This is a genomic window from Silicimonas lutimaris (assembly GCF_047314965.1).
Lineage (GTDB): Bacteria > Pseudomonadota > Alphaproteobacteria > Rhodobacterales > Rhodobacteraceae > JAVJUV01.
The window spans coordinates 1-21,185 of the sequence record NZ_JBLBVK010000031.1; the positions used below are offsets into that span (position 1 = coordinate 1).

Annotated in this window: 15 protein-coding genes; 6 read left to right on the forward strand and 9 right to left on the reverse strand. The window is 58.7% G+C overall.

The annotated features are described in order from the left end of the window. Positions 1-315: 315 nt before the first annotated feature. The 4 genes from flgK to ACKLNI_RS02535 all read right to left on the reverse strand — a co-directional run bounded on the left by flgK (position 316) and on the right by ACKLNI_RS02535 (position 5,679). On the reverse strand, positions 316-1,773 hold the full coding sequence (flgK, locus tag ACKLNI_RS02520) for a flagellar hook-associated protein FlgK (protein WP_413717421.1): 1,458 nt from the start codon (positions 1,771-1,773) through the stop codon (positions 316-318). Positions 1,774-1,791: 18 nt separating this feature from the next. After that, a complete protein-coding gene (locus ACKLNI_RS02525; protein WP_413717422.1) occupies positions 1,792-3,096 on the reverse strand; it encodes a flagellar hook protein FlgE in 1,305 nt (434 codons plus the stop codon). 99 nt (positions 3,097-3,195) lie between these two features. Beyond that, positions 3,196-4,023 carry a flagellar motor protein MotB gene (locus tag ACKLNI_RS02530; protein ID WP_413717424.1) on the reverse strand — a complete coding sequence of 276 codons (828 nt, stop codon included), beginning with the start codon at positions 4,021-4,023 and terminating at the stop codon, positions 3,196-3,198. Between the two features lie 60 nt (positions 4,024-4,083). Then, positions 4,084-5,679, reverse strand: a complete 1,596-nt coding sequence (locus ACKLNI_RS02535) for a GMC family oxidoreductase (protein ID WP_413717425.1) — start codon at positions 5,677-5,679, stop codon at positions 4,084-4,086. A gap of 56 nt (positions 5,680-5,735) precedes the next feature. Here ACKLNI_RS02535 and ACKLNI_RS02540 point away from each other — a divergent pair, with 56 nt between their 5' ends. Beyond that, positions 5,736-7,520 carry an IlvD/Edd family dehydratase gene (locus ACKLNI_RS02540; protein WP_413717426.1) on the forward strand — a complete coding sequence of 595 codons (1,785 nt, stop codon included), beginning with the start codon at positions 5,736-5,738 and terminating at the stop codon, positions 7,518-7,520. Between the two features lie 142 nt (positions 7,521-7,662). Here ACKLNI_RS02540 and ACKLNI_RS02545 read toward each other — a convergent pair whose 3' ends face one another. Continuing rightward, the gene (locus ACKLNI_RS02545) at positions 7,663-8,238 is read right to left on the reverse strand and encodes a peroxidase-related enzyme (protein WP_413717427.1); all 576 of its coding nucleotides are present in this window, start codon (positions 8,236-8,238) and stop codon (positions 7,663-7,665) included. 474 nt (positions 8,239-8,712) lie between these two features. Between ACKLNI_RS02545 and ACKLNI_RS02550 the strand changes: the two genes are divergently transcribed. After that, positions 8,713-13,266, forward strand: a complete 4,554-nt coding sequence (locus ACKLNI_RS02550) for a LamG-like jellyroll fold domain-containing protein (protein ID WP_413717428.1) — start codon at positions 8,713-8,715, stop codon at positions 13,264-13,266. A 398-nt stretch (positions 13,267-13,664) separates the two neighbouring features. Here ACKLNI_RS02550 and ACKLNI_RS02555 read toward each other — a convergent pair whose 3' ends face one another. The 3 genes from ACKLNI_RS02555 to ACKLNI_RS02565 form a co-directional block, all read right to left on the reverse strand. After that, a complete protein-coding gene (locus ACKLNI_RS02555; protein ID WP_413717429.1) occupies positions 13,665-14,030 on the reverse strand; it encodes a rhodanese-like domain-containing protein in 366 nt (121 codons plus the stop codon). Positions 14,031-14,053: 23 nt separating this feature from the next. Beyond that, positions 14,054-14,422, reverse strand: coding sequence for a DsrE family protein (locus ACKLNI_RS02560; protein ID WP_413717430.1), 369 nt, complete (start codon positions 14,420-14,422; stop codon positions 14,054-14,056). A 62-nt stretch (positions 14,423-14,484) separates the two neighbouring features. After that, the gene (locus tag ACKLNI_RS02565) at positions 14,485-15,018 is read right to left on the reverse strand and encodes a YgjV family protein (RefSeq protein WP_413717431.1); all 534 of its coding nucleotides are present in this window, start codon (positions 15,016-15,018) and stop codon (positions 14,485-14,487) included. Positions 15,019-15,211: 193 nt separating this feature from the next. On the opposite strand from ACKLNI_RS02565, the gene ACKLNI_RS02570 reads away from it, so the two are divergent. The 4 genes from ACKLNI_RS02570 (at position 15,212) to ACKLNI_RS02585 (ending at position 20,221) form a co-directional block, all read left to right on the forward strand. Beyond that, the gene (locus ACKLNI_RS02570; RefSeq protein WP_413717432.1) at positions 15,212-15,844 is read left to right on the forward strand and encodes a TetR/AcrR family transcriptional regulator; all 633 of its coding nucleotides are present in this window, start codon (positions 15,212-15,214) and stop codon (positions 15,842-15,844) included. Positions 15,845-16,238: 394 nt separating this feature from the next. Next, positions 16,239-18,146 carry an elongation factor G gene (locus tag ACKLNI_RS02575; RefSeq protein WP_413717433.1) on the forward strand — a complete coding sequence of 636 codons (1,908 nt, stop codon included), beginning with the start codon at positions 16,239-16,241 and terminating at the stop codon, positions 18,144-18,146. A 201-nt stretch (positions 18,147-18,347) separates the two neighbouring features. Beyond that, complete coding sequence (locus ACKLNI_RS02580) at positions 18,348-19,043, forward strand: glutathione transferase, Atu5508 family (RefSeq protein ID WP_413717434.1); 696 nt, start codon at positions 18,348-18,350, stop codon at positions 19,041-19,043. Positions 19,044-19,141: 98 nt separating this feature from the next. Continuing rightward, entirely contained in the window at positions 19,142-20,221 is a 1,080-nt protein-coding gene (locus ACKLNI_RS02585) for a flavin monoamine oxidase family protein (protein WP_413717435.1), read from the forward strand. Positions 20,222-20,244: 23 nt separating this feature from the next. Here ACKLNI_RS02585 and ACKLNI_RS02590 read toward each other — a convergent pair whose 3' ends face one another. After that, positions 20,245-21,009: a fructosamine kinase family protein gene (locus ACKLNI_RS02590; protein ID WP_413717436.1), complete on the reverse strand. Its 765-nt coding sequence runs from the start codon at positions 21,007-21,009 to the stop codon at positions 20,245-20,247. Positions 21,010-21,185 lie beyond the last annotated feature (176 nt).

Consider the following 21,185-nt stretch of genomic DNA (forward strand, 5'->3'; position numbering starts at 1 on the left):
CACATCACCACCAGCCGTCAGCTTCAGCTCAATCTCACGCAGCAGCTTCAAGATGTCTTCGTCTGAATGTCGCTTCCTCGCCATGCCCAATCCCCCTCTCGCGGCCAAAGTAATGGCCCAGTTCTAGGGGGGAAGGACACCCAGCTCGACACCCGCCAAGGGTCCGAAATCGCCATTGAATTGGTCAATCAGATCAGTGCGGGTTCCGGTTGCAAGCTCACGTGAAGCCGTAAGCAGCTGTTGCCGCAAATTCGCATTGTCGCGCCTCAGCAGCAGGCTTTGAGATAGATCGCCGATGGAGTTTATTGGCATGATCTAAAGTCCGATCAGTGTCTGAATAAGTTCGTCGATGGTCTGAATGACGCGAGCGTTCGCGGTGTAAGCCTGCTCGATGAGCAGCAGCTTCTGCATTTCCTGATCCGTGTCGACGCCGTTGGAGAGTTCCTCGTTCCGAAGTGCATCGAACCTCGCACTGGAGTATGCGAGTAGAGAGCCGGTCGCGTTGATCGACTGCGCGGCACCGTTGGCTATGGTAGCCGCGAAACCGGACACTGATCGTGCCGTTGGTCCGAACGTACCGCCGACTGGTGCCAAGCGCGCTGCGATGGCTTCGGTGTAGGCGACAAGAAGAGCGTTATCTCCGACCGGGCCGGGGGTTGCCGCCCCAAGACCATCCCTCAATCGCCAGAGTGCGCCTCCAGACGACGGATCGACGAGAACGTTAATCGAAAGTCTGCTGGCCAAACCTTCTATCTGGGCGAGATTCAGGGGGCCGCCATTATCCGTGAACAGTCCCGGATCCCCCGGTGCAAGCGTAGGATCCAGTGTCGACGACTCGAACCGCGTCATCAGATCCCGTGCGGCCTCGTCGATATCGGATTGACTGCTAACCGCGTAGTTGTCGCGAATTTCAAAGAGGGCCGCCAGTCGTCCCCCTGCTATTTCGCCGTTTTGATCAAGGGTGTCGATTGGACGGCCATTGATCGTAAGCCCTGAGAGGGCTCCGGATTGCAGCGTCATATCGGCCGTTATCAGACCTTTGGGCTGAAACCCGAACTCGACCGCCCTGACATCCAGCAAAAGGGTGCCCCCCATCGAATAGAGTGCAATCGTCCCATTGTCGCGAGGAAGCTGGCGAATCGGGATACTCGCGCTTATCTCGTCGACAAGCATCTGGCGCTGGTCCAGAAGATCCGGGTAACCGGCGTCGGAAGACCGCGTGCGCAGTATCTCACCGTTCAAGTCCGCAAGCTGTGCAAGTGTGCCGTTTAGACGCTCGACTTCCTTGCCGATGGTGTTGTCAGCGTCGACTCTCAGATCCTGAAGCCCGTCGCCGATATCGTTGAACTTGCGTGCCAACGCAGTGGCATCCGTGAGTACGGACGAAAGCCGCGCCTCGGAATCCGGGCGGGAAATGGCGGCAAGCAGGCTGGCCTCGAATTCCGCCTCGAGATCAGTCAGGCTTCCTGGCTCTCCCGGCGTACCTATCAGACGGAACAGATCCTGATAGAATTCGTTTCCAGTGCGCGCGAAACCGACGTCGGCTTCGGAAAGCCGCCTCTCGCGAAGTGTAACCTCGTCAACGACCCGCTGAACGCCATCTACCTGCACGCCTGAACCGATGCCCCCAGTAAACCGGGGACTTAGTTGCAGTTCGCGGCGGGAATAGCCTTCGGTCATGGCGTTTGCGACGTTCGAGCTGACCAGCTCTGCCGCGCGCGAGGCGGCGGTCAAGCCAGTCAAAGCGTTCGCAAGAGATGCAGAGATGCTCATTGCGGATTACCTTTCGCGTCAGCGTTTGATGTTCGTCGTTTCCTGCAGCATCTCGTCGACTGTCTGAATCACCTTCGCATTCGACGAATATGCGCGTTGGGTCTGGATCAATTGCGTCAGTTCTCCCGCGACATCTGTTGCGCTTTCTTCAAGGGCATAGCCGACGATGTCACCGGTTGGACCGTCAGCGGCATCCCAGAGGAAGAAAGTTCCGCTTTCGTTGGACGTTCTGTAGGTCTGGTTGTCCATCGCGATCAGGCCGTTCGGATTTGGGAGGTCGATCAGCGGAATCTGATAGATCGTACGCGTGATGCCGATATCGAAGTTCGCCCGGACGAAACCGTTGGCATCCACTTCCACCGAGATCAGGTTCCCGACAGGAGAGCCATCCTTCGAGATCGAGGTCGGTGCGAAACTGTCGGACAGCTGGGTCAAGCCCGTTCCGGTACCGACCGCGCCAATGTTTATTTCGATCGGGCCACCCGCAACGCTGACGGAAAAGTTGCCGGATGCCGGATCATACGCACCGCCCGATATTGTCGCGACCGAGTTGATGGTACCTCCGGAGCCGCGGGTGTCATCGAAAACGATCGTGTACTCGCCGATCACGGATCCACCCGATGCGGAATCCGTCAGAACCATCGTCCAGGTATTGGACGCACCCGCGGCTCCGGGAATAGTCGGCGTAAAGGCGATCCCGATATTCTGTGATGTGCCAAGGTTGTCGAAGTATTCAATCGAGAGGTTCAGCGGATCGCCGGATGCGCCGAATTCGGTCTCGGTCGCAGGCAGGTTGACACCCATCGCGATCCGCGTCGTGGGTTCCGAAGTGAACTGGTTCACGTTGATCTGTACAGGTTCAAGCCCGTCCCCGGTATCGCGCGGGAAGACCGGGATCGTCCCATCCGGATCAGCGGGCCAGCCCATCAGTGTCACGCCGGAAGACGTACGAAGGTAGCCGTCGGCATCGGTGCGAAATGACCCGGTCGTGGCCAGAAGCAGAGGATAATCGCCGGTGCTGCTGGAGAGCGAGCTTTCCGTGGTGACTGGCAGGAAGCCCCGACCGCGAACGGCAAGATCGGTTGCGTTGTTGGTCGTGGCCAGTGCACCCGGTTGATCGATCAGCCGCTGGGTCGCCACGCGGACACCGCCGGCTGAATAGGAGCCCTCTCCGCTTTCGATGACGAGGGATGAGAAATCGGTCTCGACCCGTTTGTACCCATAGGTCGCCGAGTTCGCGATATTGTCGGCGATGGTCGCAAGCCGGCTGGCATTTGCGGCAAGGCCAGCCACCCCGGCGTTCAGCGAAGAAGAAATAGTCATGTTGTCAGCCTTTCTGCTGGATCGTCCCCGATTGCCCCACGCCTAAAGGCGGCGGTTTAACAGCCGGCTAACAACTAAACTTCTAAGGACATTCCCAGCCTAAAGACGGCTTCGAAGAAGGACGATCTCGATCCGGTTGTTCCTGACGGAAAGCGGATTCTCGGAGACCTGCTGGCGGTCGGCGTAACCGGTGACGCGCTGCATGCGATCGTCATCCAGTGACGCCTGCACAAGAAGCAGGCGCACAGCATCGGCGCGTTCAGAGGACAGATCCCAGACGGGGTTTTCCCGGCTGACCACAGGTACGGCTGCGACATGGCCCTGAACCGCGATCGGGTTGGGAGCGAGCCGGAAAACCTCGGCGATGGACGCCACGACGTCTCGCAGAACATCCGTTGGATCGGACCGTCCCGCGAACAACGGTGCGTCGGGCAGATCGAAAATCTCGACGATCAGACCTTCATCGGTCAGGCGCGTCACGATGTGGCGCATCAGCAGATCGCTGACCATGCTTTCCCCAGCCTTCGCCGAAAGCATCTCTTCCAGTTCTGCCAGCTTGTCCTTTTCCTGCGCGCCGGATCTAGCATCATCTTCGTCCGATGACTCTTCGGCATTTTCGTTAGTTGCTATCACGCCTGTGCCCGTGCCGTTCCGCGCCAGCGTGTTCTCAGAGAAAATACTGTCGCCGCCGAACGCCCCGTCGCCACCGCCAGAGACCTTGTTCACGGGAATCGTGGGATTGAAGTAGTCGGCGATCCCCTTGCGTTGCTTTTCGTTCGTGGCGCCCAGAAGCCACATCAGAAGGAAGAACGCCATCATCGCCGTCACGAAATCAGCATAGGCAACTTTCCAGGCACCGCCGTGGTGGCCCCCGGCTATGATCTTCTTGCGCTTGACAATAATCGGCGCGACCGGTTGCGCGGACATCACCCCTGCTCCTCTACAATACCCCGCACATCGGGTTAGAGGAGGGCCGTGTAGGAAAGGTTAAGGTGCGTCCTTCCGGATCATGTCGGCTGCTTTCTCGGCGATCATGATTGTGGGGGAATTGGTGTTGCCGCTGGTGATCCGGGGCATGACGCTGGCGTCGACCACGCGCAAGCCGCCAATGCCCCGCATCCTGAGACGGGCGTCGAGTGGGGCCGCGTCGTCGGTTCCCATACGGATGGTGCCCACGGGGTGGAAAATGGTCGTGCCGATCCGACCGGCCGCCTGAGCAAGAGACGTGTCCTCATCAGTGACATCGCCACCCGGGCGCAATTCTTCGGGCTGATATCGACCCATTGCGGGTTGAGCCATGATCCGCCGCGTCAGTCGGATCGCATCGGCGGCGACCCGGCGATCCCCCTCGGTCGACAGATAGTTCGGAGCGATCTCGGGTGCCGTTGCCGGGTCCGGTGAGGTGATGCGCACATGCCCCCGGCTTTCAGGTCGCAGGTGGCAGACACTCGCGGTAATGGCATCGAAAGGATCCAGCGGCTGACCGAATGCATTCAGCGACAGGGGCTGCACGTGGTACTCGAGATCGGCTGTGGCCACATCCGGCCTGGACTTGGCGAAAGCACCCAACTGCGAGGGGGACATCGACATCGGACCGGTTCGTCTCAGCGCGTACTCGGCCGCAATGCGGGCCTTTCCAAAGAGCGTAGCGGACAGCGTGTTCAGCGTCCGGGTTCCCGAGACCTTCCACGCGCAGCGCAACTGCAAATGGTCCTGCAGGTTCTCACCAACGCCAGGCATATCCTTCACCACATCGATGCCCAGGCCTTGCAGATGAGGCGCGGGTCCGATGCCCGACAGCTGGAGAATCTGCACCGACCCGATAGAGCCCGCCGACAGGATCACCTCGCCTCCGGTGCGCGCTTCTTCCAGAACGCCGCCCCTGCGGTAAGCCACACCCACCACACGCCGACCCTCGAAGATCAGCCTTTCGGTCATCGCACCGGTCACGACCTTGAGATTCTGCCGGTAGCGGACGGGCTTCAGAAAACCCTTCGAGGTATTCCAGCGAAATCCGCCCTTCTGGTTCACCCGGAAATAGCCTACCCCTTCGTTGTCGCCGGTGTTGAAGTCCGGTGTCTCGGGAATACCCGCTTCAACGGCGGCCCTGATCCAGTCATCGAGCACTGGCCAGTTGAGCCGCTGGCGATCGACCCGCCATTCACCACCGGTGCCGTGAAGGTCGCCCGCGCCTTCGGCGTTGTCTTCGTGCTTCAGGAAGTAGGGAAGCACGTCGTCCCAGCCCCAACCAGCCAGGCCAAGCTGCCGCCAACCGTCATAGTCCGCGGCCTGCCCCCGCAGGTACAGCATCCCGTTGATCGACGAACACCCGCCCAGCACCTTGCCGCGGGGATACAGCAGGCTTCGCCCGCCCAGTCCCGGCTCTTCCCGCGTGCGGTACAGCCAATCTGTGCGCGGGTTCCCGATGCAATAGAGATACCCGACGGGAATATGTATCCAATGATAATTGTCCGAGCCGCCAGCCTCGAGCAGGAGGACCCTCGATCCTCCTTCGGACAATCTGTTCGCCAGCACGCAACCGGCGCTGCCCGCGCCGACGATGATGTAATCCCAATCGCTCATGGCCCTAGCAAAGCATGCCGCTTTCGACTACGCCAGAGCAGAAAAGGGAGGCAACGATGACGAAACCCACGCTTCGCTCACAGCAATGGTTCAACAACCCCGATAACCGCGAGATGACCGCGCTCTACCTTGAGCGCTATCTCAACTACGGCCTGACCCGAGAAGAGCTGCAATCCGGGAAGCCGATCATCGGAATCGCGCAGACCGGAAGCGACCTGTCGCCCTGCAACCGCCACCACATCGAGCTGGCCAAGCGCGTGCGTGACGGCGTGATCAGCCAGGGCGGCACCGTGATCGAAATTCCGGTGCACCCGATCCAGGAAACCGGCAAACGTCCGACAGCGATGCTGGACCGCAATCTGGCCTATCTCTCGCTGACCGAAACACTCTACGGCTATCCGATCGACGGGGTCGTCCTGATGATCGGCTGCGACAAGACCACCCCTGCCCTGCTCATGGCGGCTTCGACCGTCAACATCCCGGCCATTGCACTCTCGGTTGGCCCGATGCTGAACGGCTGGTTCCGCGGACAGCGCACCGGGTCCGGCACCATCGTCTGGAAGGCGCGCGAGATGCATGCCGCCGGCGAGATCGACGATGACGGCTTCATGGAACTGGTCGCTTCGTCGACACCGTCCACGGGCTATTGCAACACGATGGGCACGGCATCGACCATGAACTCGCTGGCCGAGGCGCTGGGCATGCAACTTCCCGGCTCCGCCGCTATCCCGGCGCCCTATCGCGAACGCGGGCAGATCAGCTACGAGACCGGAAAGCAGATCGTCGAGATGGTGCATTCCGACCGCCGTCCGTCGGACATCATGGACCGCCGCGCCTTCGAGAACGCGATCGTGGTGAACTCGGCCATCGGCGGCTCCACCAACGCACCGATCCACCTGAACGCCATCGCCCGGCACCTTGGCGTGCCGCTCGACAATGACGACTGGCAGAAACTGGGTCACAAGGTCCCGCTTCTGGTGAACCTGCAGCCTGCGGGAGAATACCTGGGCGAGGATTATCACCGCGCCGGCGGCGTGCCAGCCGTGATCGGCGAGCTTCTGGCGAAGGGCCTGCTGCCGCATCCCGACGCGATGACCGCGAATGGCAAGACCATGGCCGAGAACTGTTCGGACCGAAGCAGTGAAAACCACGATGTCATCAAGACCGTAGATGCGCCGATGCTGAAGGACGCGGGCTTCATCAACCTCAAGGGCAATCTCTTCGACAGCGCGATCATGAAGACGTCCGTGATCTCGAAGGAATTCCGCGACCGGTATCTCTCGAACGCGCAAGATCCCGAAGCCTTCGAGGGCCGCGCCATCGTATTCGACGGGATCGAAGACTACCACAAGCGCATCGACGACGAATCCCTCGGCATCGACGAGCACTGCATCCTGATCATGCGCGGCGCGGGTCCCATCGGCTATCCGGGCGGCGCCGAAGTCGTGAACATGCGGCCCCCTGCGTACCTTCTGAAGAAGGGCATCACTTCGTTGCCCTGTGTTGGTGACGGGCGGCAATCAGGCACCTCGGGCTCGCCTTCCATCCTGAACGCATCGCCCGAGGCGGCGGCGGGCGGCGGGCTGGCCCTGGTCCAGACTGACGACCGGGTGCGCATCGACCTTCGTAAGTGCACCGCCGACATCCTCGTGGATGAGGCCACCCTGGACGCACGCCGCAGGGCGCTTCCGGAGCGGCCGTTCTCACCGGAAAGCCAGTCGCCCTGGCAGGAACTGTTCCGTGAGAAAGTCGAGCCGTTCAGCCAGGGCATGGTGCTGCGTGGCGCGCCAGAATACCGGGACATCGCGCGAACCAGGGGTGTGCCCAGAGACAACCACTAGGAACGCGCAGGAACCGGATCAGGGACAATTCAATTCAAATTGTCCTTCCTTTTGGCCAAAATACTTCGGGGGTGAGGGGGCAGAGCCCCCCTCGACTCCGACAGACGGCCAAAAGGTCCCTGGATCTCGCGGCCGGCACCGGTCAGCCCCGGCTCATTGAATGATACTCGCGGTTCGGCATCATGTCTGTCGCCGTCGCGAAGCGGTTCGACATGTTGAAAAACCCGATGACGTCGGAAAGATCAAAAATCTCGTCGTCTGAGAGGCCGGCCGCGCGCAAAACCTCACGATCTCCCTCCTCTACCGTCCAGGGTTCGGTTGTCAGCTTCCAGGCGAAATCCAGCATTGCCCGCATTCGCGGCTCCAGCTTCGCGACACGGTAATTCATGACCAGCATCTCGCCCAGTTCCGGATCCCCCGAAAGGTGACGCACCGCCTGCCCGTGGGCGACAAGGCAGTAGAAGCAACGGTTCGCAGATGACACTACCACGGCCACCATTTCACGCTCGAGCTTCGACAGTTTCGAAGGTCCAAGCATCAAGCTGTTATACAGCTGACTGAAAGCGCGCAGCTTGTCCTGGTTGAAGGCGTAAGTCCGAAGCACGTTCGGCACGAAACCAAGCTTTTCCTCGCATACCCGGAAATAGGCCTGCATGTCTTCGTCCAGGGCATCGTGCCCCGGCAGATCGAAAATCGAGATATGGTCTGGCTGCGGCATGACATCGGTCTCCTTCTGCTGCCGTATGTCTGACAGGCGAATTCGCCTTTGGCGAGTGCCCGGGACAGGGGGAATCATCGTCAGAACGAACAACTTGGAAATCGGAGCTGTTTCATGACGGCCAAATTGAGGCAGGTCTGCAGAACGATTGTTCGGTCAGATGAAAAAGTGAAACAGTCGAACCTTTTTGGTTTTCCTCTCTGAACAGTTCTTCCAAAATTTTTATTTATGTAATTCAATAGCTTAATTACAAGGTTCGGCTGACGGCGGAACTCTGCCAACGCTCCGAACGCTGAACGCACGATCGGCCCTTTTCTCGCCACATTCCTTCCTACCGTGAAGTCCAGGTATTTCAGTTCCCTGCTGCAGCGCCATTGGTGGCCGATACATTTCGCAGCGCCTTACGAGTTGCCAAAATCAGAAATCCAATGGGCTGCTGCGTTGCACGACGCGCACCAACGGGAGAGATGTGCAATGAATACGACTGCTTTTTTCGACGCGACCGACGTCAGCACCCCCGCCGATCTGTCTCCTTCTGTAAGTATGGATCAGATTACCGGGATACCCTCGACAGGCACCGGACTTTCAGGTGCCGCGTTCGTCCCCGGAACCGGCATCTGGAACATCGAGAAGGCCCAGGAAGCGGCCTCGGGTACCCCCGACGCCACTTTCGTCACCACCGAATTCGGATATCGGTCTAAAAACAGTGACACGACGATCGCAGAATTTCTGGAGCGTGACGGCGCCTCTGTCGAAGGCGACGGTGATCTGGAGATGGGTCCGTCCGCGCTCAGCTTCAGCGGGTACATCTACATTCCGCCGGGTGTGCACGAGATCCGGGTCACTTCGGACGACGGTTTCGACCTGAATATCGGCGGCGTGGATTTCAGCGAATTCGCCAGCGGGCGCGCGACGGATTCCACCGCTCGCGTTGCGGATTTCGAAGGCGGCCTCTACTCCTTCGACCTGCTCTACTTCGACACGGGTGGCGCGATGAGCCTGTCCCTGGAGATCGATGGTCTGCCCGTGGATGGCAGCGCCTTCTACCAGTCGCCCGAGGATTTTACCTCACCAGACCCAAGCGTTCCGCTGGTTCCGGTCGAAGACTACCACTCCTCATACTTCCTGGGCGCGGAGTCGCTTGATACGCCGATCTCGTACACCGCAACCGAAGCCCGGGACGTGATCACCGGTATGGGTGGCAACGACACGATCGAAGGGCTCGGCGGTGATGATGAACTGATGGGAGGCTACGGCGACGATGTCCTTCGCGGTGGCGACGGCGATGACGTGCTGGACGGTGGCCGCGGCTCTGATCTTCTGGACGGCGGGGACGGCAATGACCTGCTGATCGCAAGATCGGACGCGGGCGTGCAGCGGATCGGTCAGCTGGCCATCGACATGCCGACCCGTGAGGATCCCGATGGTGAGGTGGATCTCGATCTGCAGAAGCTGAGCGCCTATGCCGACCAGCCCCTGAAGGGAGACGACATTCTTATCGGTGGCGCAGGTCAGGACACTTTCCTGATTGCGCCCCAGATCAACGCCAAACTGGATATCATTGAAAAACACATCAAAGCGGATGGCACGATCAACTGGGCCGGCGTCGCGGGCGAAAACAACGAACTGCATGACCATTGGGTCGACAGCTTCGGGATCGACATCATCGCGGACTATGACAAGGACGAAGACCACATCGCGGTGATCGGCCATACCGCCAATGTCTATGTCGAGTACGCTGATGTCATGGGCGACGAGGCCCTGGAGTCGATTATCACAGTGATTTCGAACCAGCACGGCGGCGGCGGTGCGCATGACATGGACCTGATCGGACAGGTCATTGTGCATGGCGATCTTGTCCGGAAAGAGGACATCGAGACCGACGCGAACGTGACCTACGGAATCGTCGAAAGTGTCGATGATCTGGCCGAGGCGCTAATGCCCCAAGGCCAAGAGAAGATCACCGTCGTCGATGGCGTGGAATACAAAGGCTACGACACACGCACCCCATCCGAAGGCGCCACGAAACAGACGAACAACGGAATGGGCACCGAGAACACAGGTCCCGTCACAGGTGATCCGGCCGGCGCGTTCGACAACTCCTATTTCGACGAGGCTCTCCTGGTCACACCCGAAGATGACGAGGGCTACAACCTGACCCGCGATCCCTTCGAACAGTTGGGGGAAACCGAAGTTGCAGGGGTCACGCTCACCGGAACCAATGCATCGGAAAAACTCTCGCAACCAGACGCCGGGGAGCCGGCCGGTCTGCCGGGGGCACTAGGATTCTGGAGTTTCGCCAACGGCACGGACGGAGCCTATGGCGACCTGCGCGGCGATGGCGGGGCGGTGAAAGCCTTTACGCTCTACGAGAACCAGGCACTGTTGCGAACCGATGGCGCCACCGAAGGCCCCGATGGCACGCCGGCCAGCGCCCTGTATTTCAACGGCGAGGATAGCTTCGCTTTCCTCGATCACGACCCGTCAATGAATGTCACGCAGGGCACCATAGCAATGTGGGTACGGCCCGATGACCTGGGTGAAAAATCCATGTTCGTGACGAAAGACCACTCCGGTGCTGTCGACGGCGGACATTTCCGTCTGGGACATACCGCCGAGGGCGGGCTTTTCCTGCGCATGGCCGAGGGGGATGGCGGCTCGAACCACGCCTGGGAGACCGGACCGCTTCTGACAGAGGGCAGCTGGGCGCATCTTGCAGTGTCCTTCGCCGAGACTGGCGTCACTGTGTATCTGGATGGTCAGCCTGTGCCGAACGGTTCATGGACAGCCGTGGAAGGCGATGTGGGCACGCCGGGCAACTACACCGAAGCCTATCTTCTCATGAACGAAGAACCCTGGGTCTTCGGAGCGGATCAGTACCAGACAAAGCTGAACGACACCGCACAGGAATTCGCGACCGACGCCCAGAACCTTCGTCACGAATTCGAGGGCGCCATCTCGGAGTTTGGCGTCTGGGGCGGCTTCACGCCCGAGGATGCCCTGTCACAGGCCGAGGTGCAGGAGTTGATGGAGAATGGTCCCGGCGCGGCGTTGACCAACACTTCGGGCCCGCAGCCAATGCTGGCAGGGGACGACATGATTTCGGGCATGGGCGGCAACGATACGATCGATGGTCAGGCCGGCGACGACACGCTGGACGGTGGGGCCGGGAACGACTCGATCATGGGAGGCTACGGCGATGATCATGTCATCGGCGGCGCTGGCAACGATACCATGGACGGCGGACGGGGTTCCGACCTGCTGGAAGGCGGTGACGGCGACGACGTGCTGCTCAGCCGATCGGACGCGGGCGAACAGCGCGCGGGTCAGCTTGTTCTGGACGATCCATCGCGCCCAGACGACAATTCGATCCATCCCGAATACCTGAAGCTGATCGACTGGATCGATCAGGAGCTCGTCGCGGACGACGTTCTGGTTGGTGGCGCAGGTGCGGACAAGTTCCAGTTCGAGACCCTGATCAACGGCAAGAAGGACATCACCGCTGAACATGTGAACGACGACCGCACGATCGACTGGATGGGCGTAGCCGGTGAGAACACCTACATCCACGACCATTGGGTGGACGGTATCGGGATCGACGTTATTGCCGACTTCAACAAAGCCGAAGGCGATACGATTTCGGTAAAGGGTCATACGACACAGATCGAGGTGGATTACCGCACGATCGATACCGATGGCGACGGCGTGGACGACGACGCTGTCTCGATCATCACACTCTATTCCCAACAGGGGAACAACGGCGGCGCCCATGACGAAGACTATCTCGGCTACATCGTCGTGCTTGGCGACCGGGTTGAGGAAGAGGACATCGAAACCGACGCCATGGTCGCCTATGGGATTGTCGAATCCATCGATGACATCCAGGAGGCTGTCGCCCCCGAGACCAAGTGGATTGAGCTTGAGGACGGCACCCGGCATCTCGGCTACGACACCCGCGATGTCGGGAGCGATCCGGTCGGCTCAAGCCCATGGATGTATTCATCGAACGAGTGGCTCACCACCGGCCAGATTGATCTGGCCAGCGCCGTTCCTGCGGGTCTTTCGGCGCCCGGAGTGTTGCTCAGCGATGCCGGCGGCACGTTCGGCGGACAGGATCAACCGTTGGAAATCCCACACGATCCTTCTCAGGCCGTCGCGGAGGGCACATGGGCCTTCTCCTTCACGGCTGACAATCCGGGCAACGGACAGAACCAGGCCTTGTTCTCCAAGGATCACTCCGGCTTCGGCGACGGCGGGCATCTGACTGCCTACATCACCGACAAAGGCGTTCTGAAGGTGCGTTTCCAAAGCGAAACCGAGGAAAAATACCTCGTCGACTGGAACGTCAAGATCAAGGCCGGGCAGGAACACCACTTTGCCTTCACCTTCGACAAGGACGAGATCGGGCTGTACCTGGACGGCAATCTCGTCGATGCCGACACCGGGTTCGCAAAGGGGATGACCGGAAACAGCGAAGATCTTGTGCTTGGCGCTTCAACGAGAACGCGCATGGGCGACAACGACAATCTTCAATGGCATTTCGACGGCGAGATCTCGAACCTGCTGCTTCTGGACCGACCGCTTGAAGAAATCGAGTTGCTGTTCCTTGCGGAATCGGGCGGGGACCTTTCCGCGCTGAACGGGCTTTACGCGAACTCTGCGGAACCGGATGAGGCCGGCGAAGACGATGACACGGTCGATCAGGACCCCGATGAAACCACGAACGACACCGGTTCCGAGGGGGACACTGATACGACGGACGACAGCGACACTGCGGGCGGCGGTTCGCAACAGGAACCCGACGAGCCGGATAGTGGATTCGCCGCCATTATCTCGAAGATCCTGAATATCCTGAAGGCCATCTTCGGAATGGGCCGCGGCGGAAACCCGAATACCGACGCGATCGAGCAACAACTCACCGAGGTCGAGACCCTGCTGAACGATCTTGTCCCGACAACTGAAGCCGCGCCCGAAGATGACCTGTCACAGGACGAGGAAGCGGACGAGGCGGTCATGGAAATGCTCTGACCTCCACGCCTGCCCAAGCAAATCAGAACGGCCTGTGGCCACACGCCATGGGCCGTTTTGGTTCACGTCACTTGAGACCGCAAACCCGAGGAAATCTTCGGGCGATGTCGATCAGATAACAAGTGATCCTGAAAAGTGGTGCCGCTGAAGGGACTCGAACCCCCGACCCCATCATTACGAATTTTGCCGTCCATGTTTTGGATGTGACCGGATAAAGCCAGCCAAAGTCGCATAACTTGCTACAAATAAATCACAATTTTGAGGTGCGCTATTGTACGGTGCTGGAAAGCCTTGGCGAACCTTTGACGAACATTCCCTACTAATCCCCTACTAAAACTGAACAGCACCACCCATCGTTCGGGTGGTGCTGATTCATTTGTACGACCGTTTGCCGACATTCAACGTTCAGTCTGGTAGCCGGCCTCGACCCAAGCGGTGGTGCCACCTTCAATCCAGTTGACCCGCCCGAAACCGGCTTTTGCAAAGGCGGCTGCGGCGCGCTGGGCCATTGGCCCGGCCATGCATGTGGTCACAACCCGCAGACTCTTGTCCGCAAACACAGGTGGCAGGTTGCCCGCCTCGACGTCCTCGATCGAAATGAGTCTTGCCCCGGGCACTTTTCCAGTGGTCGATGCGATGACCTCGGCCGGACGTGGATCGACGAATTCGACGCCCGCCCGACCGTGGTATTCGCGGGCCTCTCCGGCGGAGATGGGGAAGGCTGTCGAGTTCTCGACGGTGCCGGTGTTGCTGCATGATGTCATGGTCTTTCTCCTTGTCCTTGGGTTCAGAAGCTCAGGGTCGCGGCGCCGTCGAGGATCTGGGCGTGCAATGCGGGCGAACCCACGACCTGGACACCATCGATGAAGTCTTCTTCGTCGTAGCCACGCACCTTAGCGCAGGGCGGGCAGACGAGGATACGGCCGCCGCCAGTCTGGAAGTTGTCGATCAGTTCCTTCATGGGCGGATCGAACGGGTTCATCCTCACATTGTCCGCAGCACCCTTGCGAACCACATCCACCGCGGCCGAGACCATGAACATGGTCACTTGCTGACCGGAGGCAATTCCGGTGTTGGCAATGGTGAAGGCCACGGTGGCACGTTCGTCATCAAGGCCACGGGACACAACGATGGCCAGTTTCTTCGCGTTTTCCATCTCTCTACTCCTTTGGTTCAGATGGGTTGGTCCGGACATCACCCGGTCCGGGTCGGGATCTCTTAGGCGGTGGCGCGCAGCATGCGCTCACGTCGAAACGCAGCGGCTGCAACTATGAAGGACAGGATGGCCCCTGCCAGGCAGGGCCAGGCGCCGACGACGATGTCATGAGCCGCGCCGAAGGGGCTTGCGCAGAGCTGGATGCCGCGCATTCGCATCAGGTCCTGCTGAAGCCGGCCGATCATCATCAGGCAGCAGGCCATGACGGCGAGGATCGTGGGCAGACCGGAAAACGTGGTTGCGCCCATTACCAAGGCTACCGGCAGGAAGACATAACCCATCCTGTTCAACCATGGCCGGTCACCAGCAATTAGTGCCACAGTCGTCTGGGTCGCGCCGATCAAGCACACAGACGTCGCGGTCTGCTGGCCCATCACCGCATAGCTAGCGGCGAACAAGCACGACGATCCCAACTGCGCCGCCAGGATGCGCTCTCGGCAGGCAAAAAGCGGCGACACAATTCGGGTTGCCAAAGCCGCTGTTCCGTACAGCGGTGCAGCCGATGGGTCGATCAATGTTTGGACGATGGAGGACATTGCTTTGTTCCATTTTATACCAACTAGTTTGTATGTAAAACAGACCGGTTGGTATGTAGTCAACAAGAAAAATGGCCATTGATATTGGGTTTTCGTGCAAGTTACTGAAATTATTCCATTGATTTTTTGCGCTCAGGGCTTGCCATAGGCCCTATCAACGCATAAATACTGACTAGTTGGTATGGAGAATAGAATGCCTTCGAAAGCTGAAGCGACTCGCGAGCGACTTCTTGCAGCGACCAAGAAGCTAGTCATGTCCAAGGGATTTGCCGGCACCACCATTGATGATGTCCTGAAGGAAACGGGCGTAACAAAAGGTGCGTTCTTCTATCATTTCAAATCGAAGGCCGATCTCGCCGATCAACTCATGCGCTGGTACGCCGAAAATGACATGAAGATGTTCCGGACTTTTCTGGCAGAGGCGGAGGCGGCGCACGATGACCCTCTCGAGCAACTTCTCCAGTTTCTGAAGGACTTTGAAGACTATCTCTGCGATCCGGCCAGTCCGCCGCGCGGGTGTATGTACGCGCTATACACCTACGAAGATGATCATTTTGAGAACAGCGTGAAGGAATTCGTTGCAGAAACTCTCCGTACGTGGACGGCGATGTACATCCGAAAGTTCCAGGAAGTCATCGATCGATACCCACCCGCTCGGGATGTAACTGCAAAACGCCTTGCTGAAATGTTCGTTGCCGTCATCGAAGGAGGACTCATCCTGGAGCGCGCCCACGGAAATCGTGGTATGGCTGCACGGCAGTCGGAGCAGTTCCGCAATTATCTCGAACTACTGTTCCCAACTGCCCCTCAGAGGGAAGCGGCCTAAAGCCACCACACTTTATCGACGGCTCCAAACGCTCAAACCGGGTATGCCGCCCTCGGCCCAGGGCTGATGACGAGTCATCTTTGCTTTTAGCCGTCTGAAAACTTTCGATTCTAAAGCTGCGCCCGTTAGCTTCGACTGAAGTGCAAAAAGCGCTCGTGGCGTGGCAAGCTGTTCTCAAGAAGTTCGCAAGGCCAGTTTGTTCTGGTGATACTGCTATGTGAGATGGAAGCTTTGCTTGACCACATAGGGACCTGTGGCCGAAGGTTGTGCGAGAGCCAGCTTGAATATTCAGAGCTTTTCAGAGGCAGACGGCCAGTTTGGTCATAAAAGCAGTCGGCAAGCCACCTTTGCGCAGTAAACGAGAGTTTGCTCCGGACGCAGGGAGGGCGTTGCCATGAGAGCCTTTACAGTCGTAGGCCCATCACAGTCAGGCAAGACAACACTAATTGAAGGCCTCTCAGGCCTCGAAGGCGCGCACGCAAAGCCACTCAAGCTACAGGGAGACGTGACCATCACCCCCTTTGCTTTTATGGGAGATCGATGGACAGCGCTCGAAGTCCCCGGAGGACGTGACACATTTCACTACGCCGGACCAGCCTTAGCAGCGAGCGACGCAGCAGTGCTCTGTGTTCCAGCCCAAATCGATGCGGCCGTGCTTGCCGCCCCATACCTCCGACTCCTTGAAGAGTCCGGGATCCCAACATTTCTTTTCATCAACAAGATCGATGCAACCGGAGATCGCGTCTCGAATATCGTCGCATCTCTTCAGCACTATTGCCGCCACGGCATCGTCCTGCGCCAAGTTCCAATTCGCACTGGCGATGAAGTCACCGGTGTGGTCGATCTGATATCGGAGCGCGCATGGGAATATCACAAAGATCACCGCTCGTTGCTGATCGAGTTGCCAAAATCCATGCAGGATCGCGAACAGGAGGCCCGATCGGTCCTCCTCGAAGCACTTGCCGATTTCGACGACTCCCTGCTCGAACAAATTATTGAGGATCAGAAGCCGCTTACGGAGGACGTGTATTCCGTAGCGACACAGGTGTTACAGCATCATGACCTCGTACCCGCCTTCTTAGGCGCGGCGAGCCATGGAAACGGTCTCTTACGCTTCATGAAGTCACTGCGCCACGAAGTACCGAGTGTCGACGCCCTACGCGAGCGGCTGAATCTTCCTGAAGACACGATTGCAGCCGCCTGCCTAGCGGACCAACAGAAGCATCTCGGCAAGGTGATTCTCTTGCGCGCTCTGGCAGAGGGTCTCGGCCAAGGAGCACCAATAGGTGGCGCGACTATTGGAAATCTTAATGCGCTCGATGGGAAATCACCTGCACCATCGCCACTCGTGCCTGGGGAGCTCGCGCTTGCGATCAAGAGCGACCAAGTCTCGCCGGGAACAATTCTCGGACCAGAAAGCGCAGAACCATTGCCCGATTGGGCACTTGCCCAAGCTCCAGCGATCAAAAGGCAGGTTCATCCCACTCATGACAAGGACGAAAGCAAGCTTTCGGCCGCACTTACACGCCTCGCGGAAATCGATCCTGGTCTCTCAGTTTCGCAGGACGAGACAAACGGCTCCCATGTGATTGGTATTCAGGGGCAGAAACACCTCAAGGCCACTCTGAGCAAACTAAATGACACCTTCGGCATCATAGCCGAAATCTCAGAGATACCGGCAGCGCTTCGCGAAACCATAAGGAAGTCTGCTACCGTGCACCACCGCCACCGGAAGCAGTCTGGCGGTGCGGGGCAATTCGCCGACGTCGTTATCGATGTGGCACCCAGACCTTCGGGTAGCGGTTTTGTTTTCGAGGAGAGGGTTAAGGGAGGCGCCGTTCCGCGGAACTACATTCCATCGGTAGAGGCTGGCGCAAAGGATGCCCTGGCTGAAGGACCGCACGGCCATCTGGTTGTCGATATTTCTGTGACACTCACAGATGGCAAATCGCACTCTGTCGACAGTTCGGATTTCGCTTTTCGAACCGCTGGGCAAAATGCTGTCAAAGAGGCGCTCCGGGAAGCCGGAACGAAGGTCCTTCAACCTGTGATGAATGTGGAGATCCACGTTCCGTCAACCTTCACAGGCAGTCTTGTCCAACTTGTCAGCGGCCTGAAAGGGCAGGTTCTTGGTTTCGAGGGAAACGAGGAAGCTTGTGGATGGGATATTTTCCGTGCCTTGCTGCCCATGTCCGCGGAGGAAGACCTGTGGCAGGCACTAGGCAGCGCAACGCGCGGCACAGCATGGTTCACCAGCAAGCTGGACCACTATGAGGAGTTGCGGGAGCCTGTCCAAGCGTAGGAGCTCGAGTTGGGCAAAGTAAGAGAACGGCAGAAGCAAGAAAGCTCGTTCTCTTTGGGGGACGTCAAACGAGGGAGGCTTCATCCCCTCGGGCTCGCATTGATCACTTAGGGACGGGACGTCCTCGGGTCCGCGGCGATTGGACGTCACAATGATAGATTTTTGGACTAACTATCGGGTCACGTCGAGAAGGAGGCCAGGATGACAGACTACACACTCTACTACTGGCAAATTCCGTTTCGCGGCCAGTTCATACGCTCTGTCCTTGCGCATGTTCGCGCCTCCTGGAAGGAAGGAGATGTTAGGGACCTCGTAGAAAAGAAGAATACCGAGCCTTCGAAGCAGGCCGTTCCGTTCATGGGGCCGCCGGTTCTTGTCGACCACACCGCCAATCGCTCGTTGGCGCAGACACAAGCGATACTGGCGTATCTCGGTGGTAAGTACGGCTTAATCCCCGATGATCTTATGAGGACCGCTTTGACCCACAAGGCCATCGCTGATGCGAACGACGTGCTCTACGAAATGACGCTCCACAACGGCGCACAAATGTGGACGCAGAGCTCCTGGGATGCTTTCCGTCCACGTCTGGAGCGCTGGATGGCGATCTTCGAAGCGCTGGGGTCTCAGCACGGTCTGTCCAATGAACAAGGTTACATCCTTGGTACAGAAGAGCCGAGCCTCGCAGACCTCGTCACCTACAGCCTCTGGGGTGTCATGACGGCGCAGTTGCCGTCTCTCAGACCAACACTGAATCAATCAGCGCCATCAATTGCAGGGCTGTCCGATCGTATCGGCGATCTTCCTAGTCAGAAGGACCTTTGGCGCCAAAGTCGGAAAGTGTACGGCAATGCTTGGTGCGGTGGGCAGATAGAGGCCTCGCTTCGGACCGTCACATAGCGAGCTTTGCTCTTCACAAATTGCATCGAAAGCCCAGTTAGTTCACCCAGAGCCGACAGAGCACTGCCTGGCGCCGTCCAATATCTCGAGGTGAAGTTGTGAACATTATTGTCATCGGTGCCGGACTGTCGGGTCTAACCGCCGCGCGGGTGCTTCGGGATGCGGGCGCCGACGTTTTATTGATCGAGGCCGGCGCTCAGATTGGAGGCCGTATCCGGGCCCTTTATGAGCAAAAAACGAATGAATACTTGGCCGACCTTGGGCCCACATGGATTTGGCCAAAGTATCAACCGGTGGTCGCAAAGTGGGCAAAAACCCTAGGAATAGAGACTTTCGAGCAGTTCAACGACGGCGATGCCGTTATTCTCGGTTATGGTCCCGCGCCGCTTCGCCAACCACTGCCCGGCCAGAATGGCATGGTTCGCATCGTTGGCGGTCCCACCGCGTTGATTGACGCCTTGTCCAACGAGATGGATGCTACAAACATTCGCACCTCGACACCCGTATCAGGCATTTACGAAGACGGCTCCAAGCGGGTCTCCGTCTACCTAAGGTCAGGGGAAATCCTCACAGCGGAGAACGTAATCGTATCTACCCCGCTCCGAGTGGCCGCTTTGAGGCTCGAAATGCCCTGGGCCCCTCAGGCGCTCCTGGATGCTATGCGACGCACACCAACCTGGATGAGTACGCATGCGAAAGCTGTTGCGCTCTATGATCAGCCCTTTTGGAGAGATGCCGGCTTGGCCGGACGGATTGCTAGTCGCACAGGCCCACTGGTCGAGGCGCACGACCATACAGGACCTGATGGTACAACAGCCGCAATCTTTGGCTTCATCGGCTGGTCACCTGACGTTCGGCAACGGGACCAAGATGAGCTCAAACGGGCAATTCTGAAGCAGCTCACCGAGTGCTTTGGGCCAGAGGCCGCAAACCCAATGGACTTGGTTGTTCAGGACTGGGCAACTAATCCGAACATCGTCACAAACCTCGATCTCTCTGCACTCGCCAACCACCCGGGCGTTGGTCCAGCAATCCTGAGGCAGGCGCATCTCGGTGGCCGAGTTCGGTTTGCCGTGTCAGAGACCTCAGAGATCAGTCCCGGACTTATCGAGGGGGCACTCGCAGCAGGTGAGAGGGCTGCAAAGGATGTTTTGGCCCATATTAGTCACGAATTTTGAGCTGTCGCCAAATACTCGGAGCTCTATGGCTCTACGGCCGCCATTAAACTTTCGACCAGCGATCGATACCCCGCTCCAAACAAACGAAGATGTACGAGGGCCGGCCAGAGCTGGTATACACACCGGCGCTGTTTCCAGCCTTCATCGAGTGGGCCATAGGCCTCCCAGAAGGGTCTTGGAGGAGTCCCAAATAGCGTCAGCATTGCGAGATCGACTTCCGCGTCGCCGTAGTAACTCGCCGGATCAATCAGATATGCGCCGCAGTTTGCCGTGAAGTGCGCGTTTCCGGACCAGAGGTCGCCATGCAGAAGTGAAGGTGGTGGGTGCTCAGGGACGATCTCGCGTATGCGGAATTCAAGTTCTTCCAATCTCCGCGCAATGTCAGTGGGTAGCGCAGCGATATCAGCCGCGAGACGCTTCTCGAACCAGAAGTCAGACCACGCGCAGCTCCATCCATTATGTATGCGAACCTTTCCAAAAGCATAGTCTTCATCCCAACCATAACGATCCCCTTGAGGAGCATGGAGAGCGCGTAGATTTGTTCCGAGACCGCACCAAGACTGCTCGGACGCACCGGTCCCCACCCCAAGGTCCTCAAGAACGAGGACTGTGGGTCCGCTTGCGATCGGCAGAGGCACTTTTGCGCCGGCCTCCGCCAAGGCGCGCAGCATTCGCCCTTCACGTTCGGGGTGCGGACCAGATTTGGCCACGACGTATTTCCCGGACCCAAGCCGAAGTCGAACAACCTCCGAAAGACCGCCGCCATGAAGTGGCTCCCAAGCAACCATACTGTCCTCGAGGAGCTCTAATGCGTCACTAAACAGGTGTCCTTCCCCCCTAGAACTGGGCCATTACTTTGGCCGCGAGAGGGGGATTGGGCATGGCGAGGAAGCGACATTCAGACGAAGACATCTTGAAGCTGCTGCGTGAGATTGAGCTGAAGCTGACGGCTGGTGGTGATGTG

Coding starts and splice junctions, on each gene's coding strand:
- ACKLNI_RS02545 (WP_413717427.1), bottom strand. CDS start 8,238: ATGCCGCAGCCAGACCATATCTCGATTTTCGATCTGCCGGGGCACGAT.
- ACKLNI_RS02525 (WP_413717422.1), bottom strand. CDS start 3,096: ATGACTATTTCTTCTTCGCTGAACGCCGGGGTGGCTGGCCTTGCCGCA.
- ACKLNI_RS02530 (WP_413717424.1), bottom strand. CDS start 4,023: ATGTCCGCGCAACCGGTCGCGCCGATTATTGTCAAGCGCAAGAAGATC.
- ACKLNI_RS02555 (WP_413717429.1), bottom strand. CDS start 14,030: ATGACATCATGCAGCAACACCGGCACCGTCGAGAACTCGACAGCCTTC.
- ACKLNI_RS02565 (WP_413717431.1), bottom strand. CDS start 15,018: ATGTCCTCCATCGTCCAAACATTGATCGACCCATCGGCTGCACCGCTG.
- ACKLNI_RS02535 (WP_413717425.1), bottom strand. CDS start 5,679: ATGAGCGATTGGGATTACATCATCGTCGGCGCGGGCAGCGCCGGTTGC.
- ACKLNI_RS02570 (WP_413717432.1), top strand. CDS start 15,212: ATGCCTTCGAAAGCTGAAGCGACTCGCGAGCGACTTCTTGCAGCGACC.
- ACKLNI_RS02560 (WP_413717430.1), bottom strand. CDS start 14,422: ATGGAAAACGCGAAGAAACTGGCCATCGTTGTGTCCCGTGGCCTTGAT.
- flgK (WP_413717421.1), bottom strand. CDS start 1,773: ATGAGCATCTCTGCATCTCTTGCGAACGCTTTGACTGGCTTGACCGCC.
- ACKLNI_RS02550 (WP_413717428.1), top strand. CDS start 8,713: ATGAATACGACTGCTTTTTTCGACGCGACCGACGTCAGCACCCCCGCC.
- ACKLNI_RS02590 (WP_413717436.1), bottom strand. CDS start 21,009: ATGGTTGCTTGGGAGCCACTTCATGGCGGCGGTCTTTCGGAGGTTGTT.
- ACKLNI_RS02580 (WP_413717434.1), top strand. CDS start 18,348: ATGACAGACTACACACTCTACTACTGGCAAATTCCGTTTCGCGGCCAG.
- ACKLNI_RS02575 (WP_413717433.1), top strand. CDS start 16,239: ATGAGAGCCTTTACAGTCGTAGGCCCATCACAGTCAGGCAAGACAACA.
- ACKLNI_RS02540 (WP_413717426.1), top strand. CDS start 5,736: ATGACGAAACCCACGCTTCGCTCACAGCAATGGTTCAACAACCCCGAT.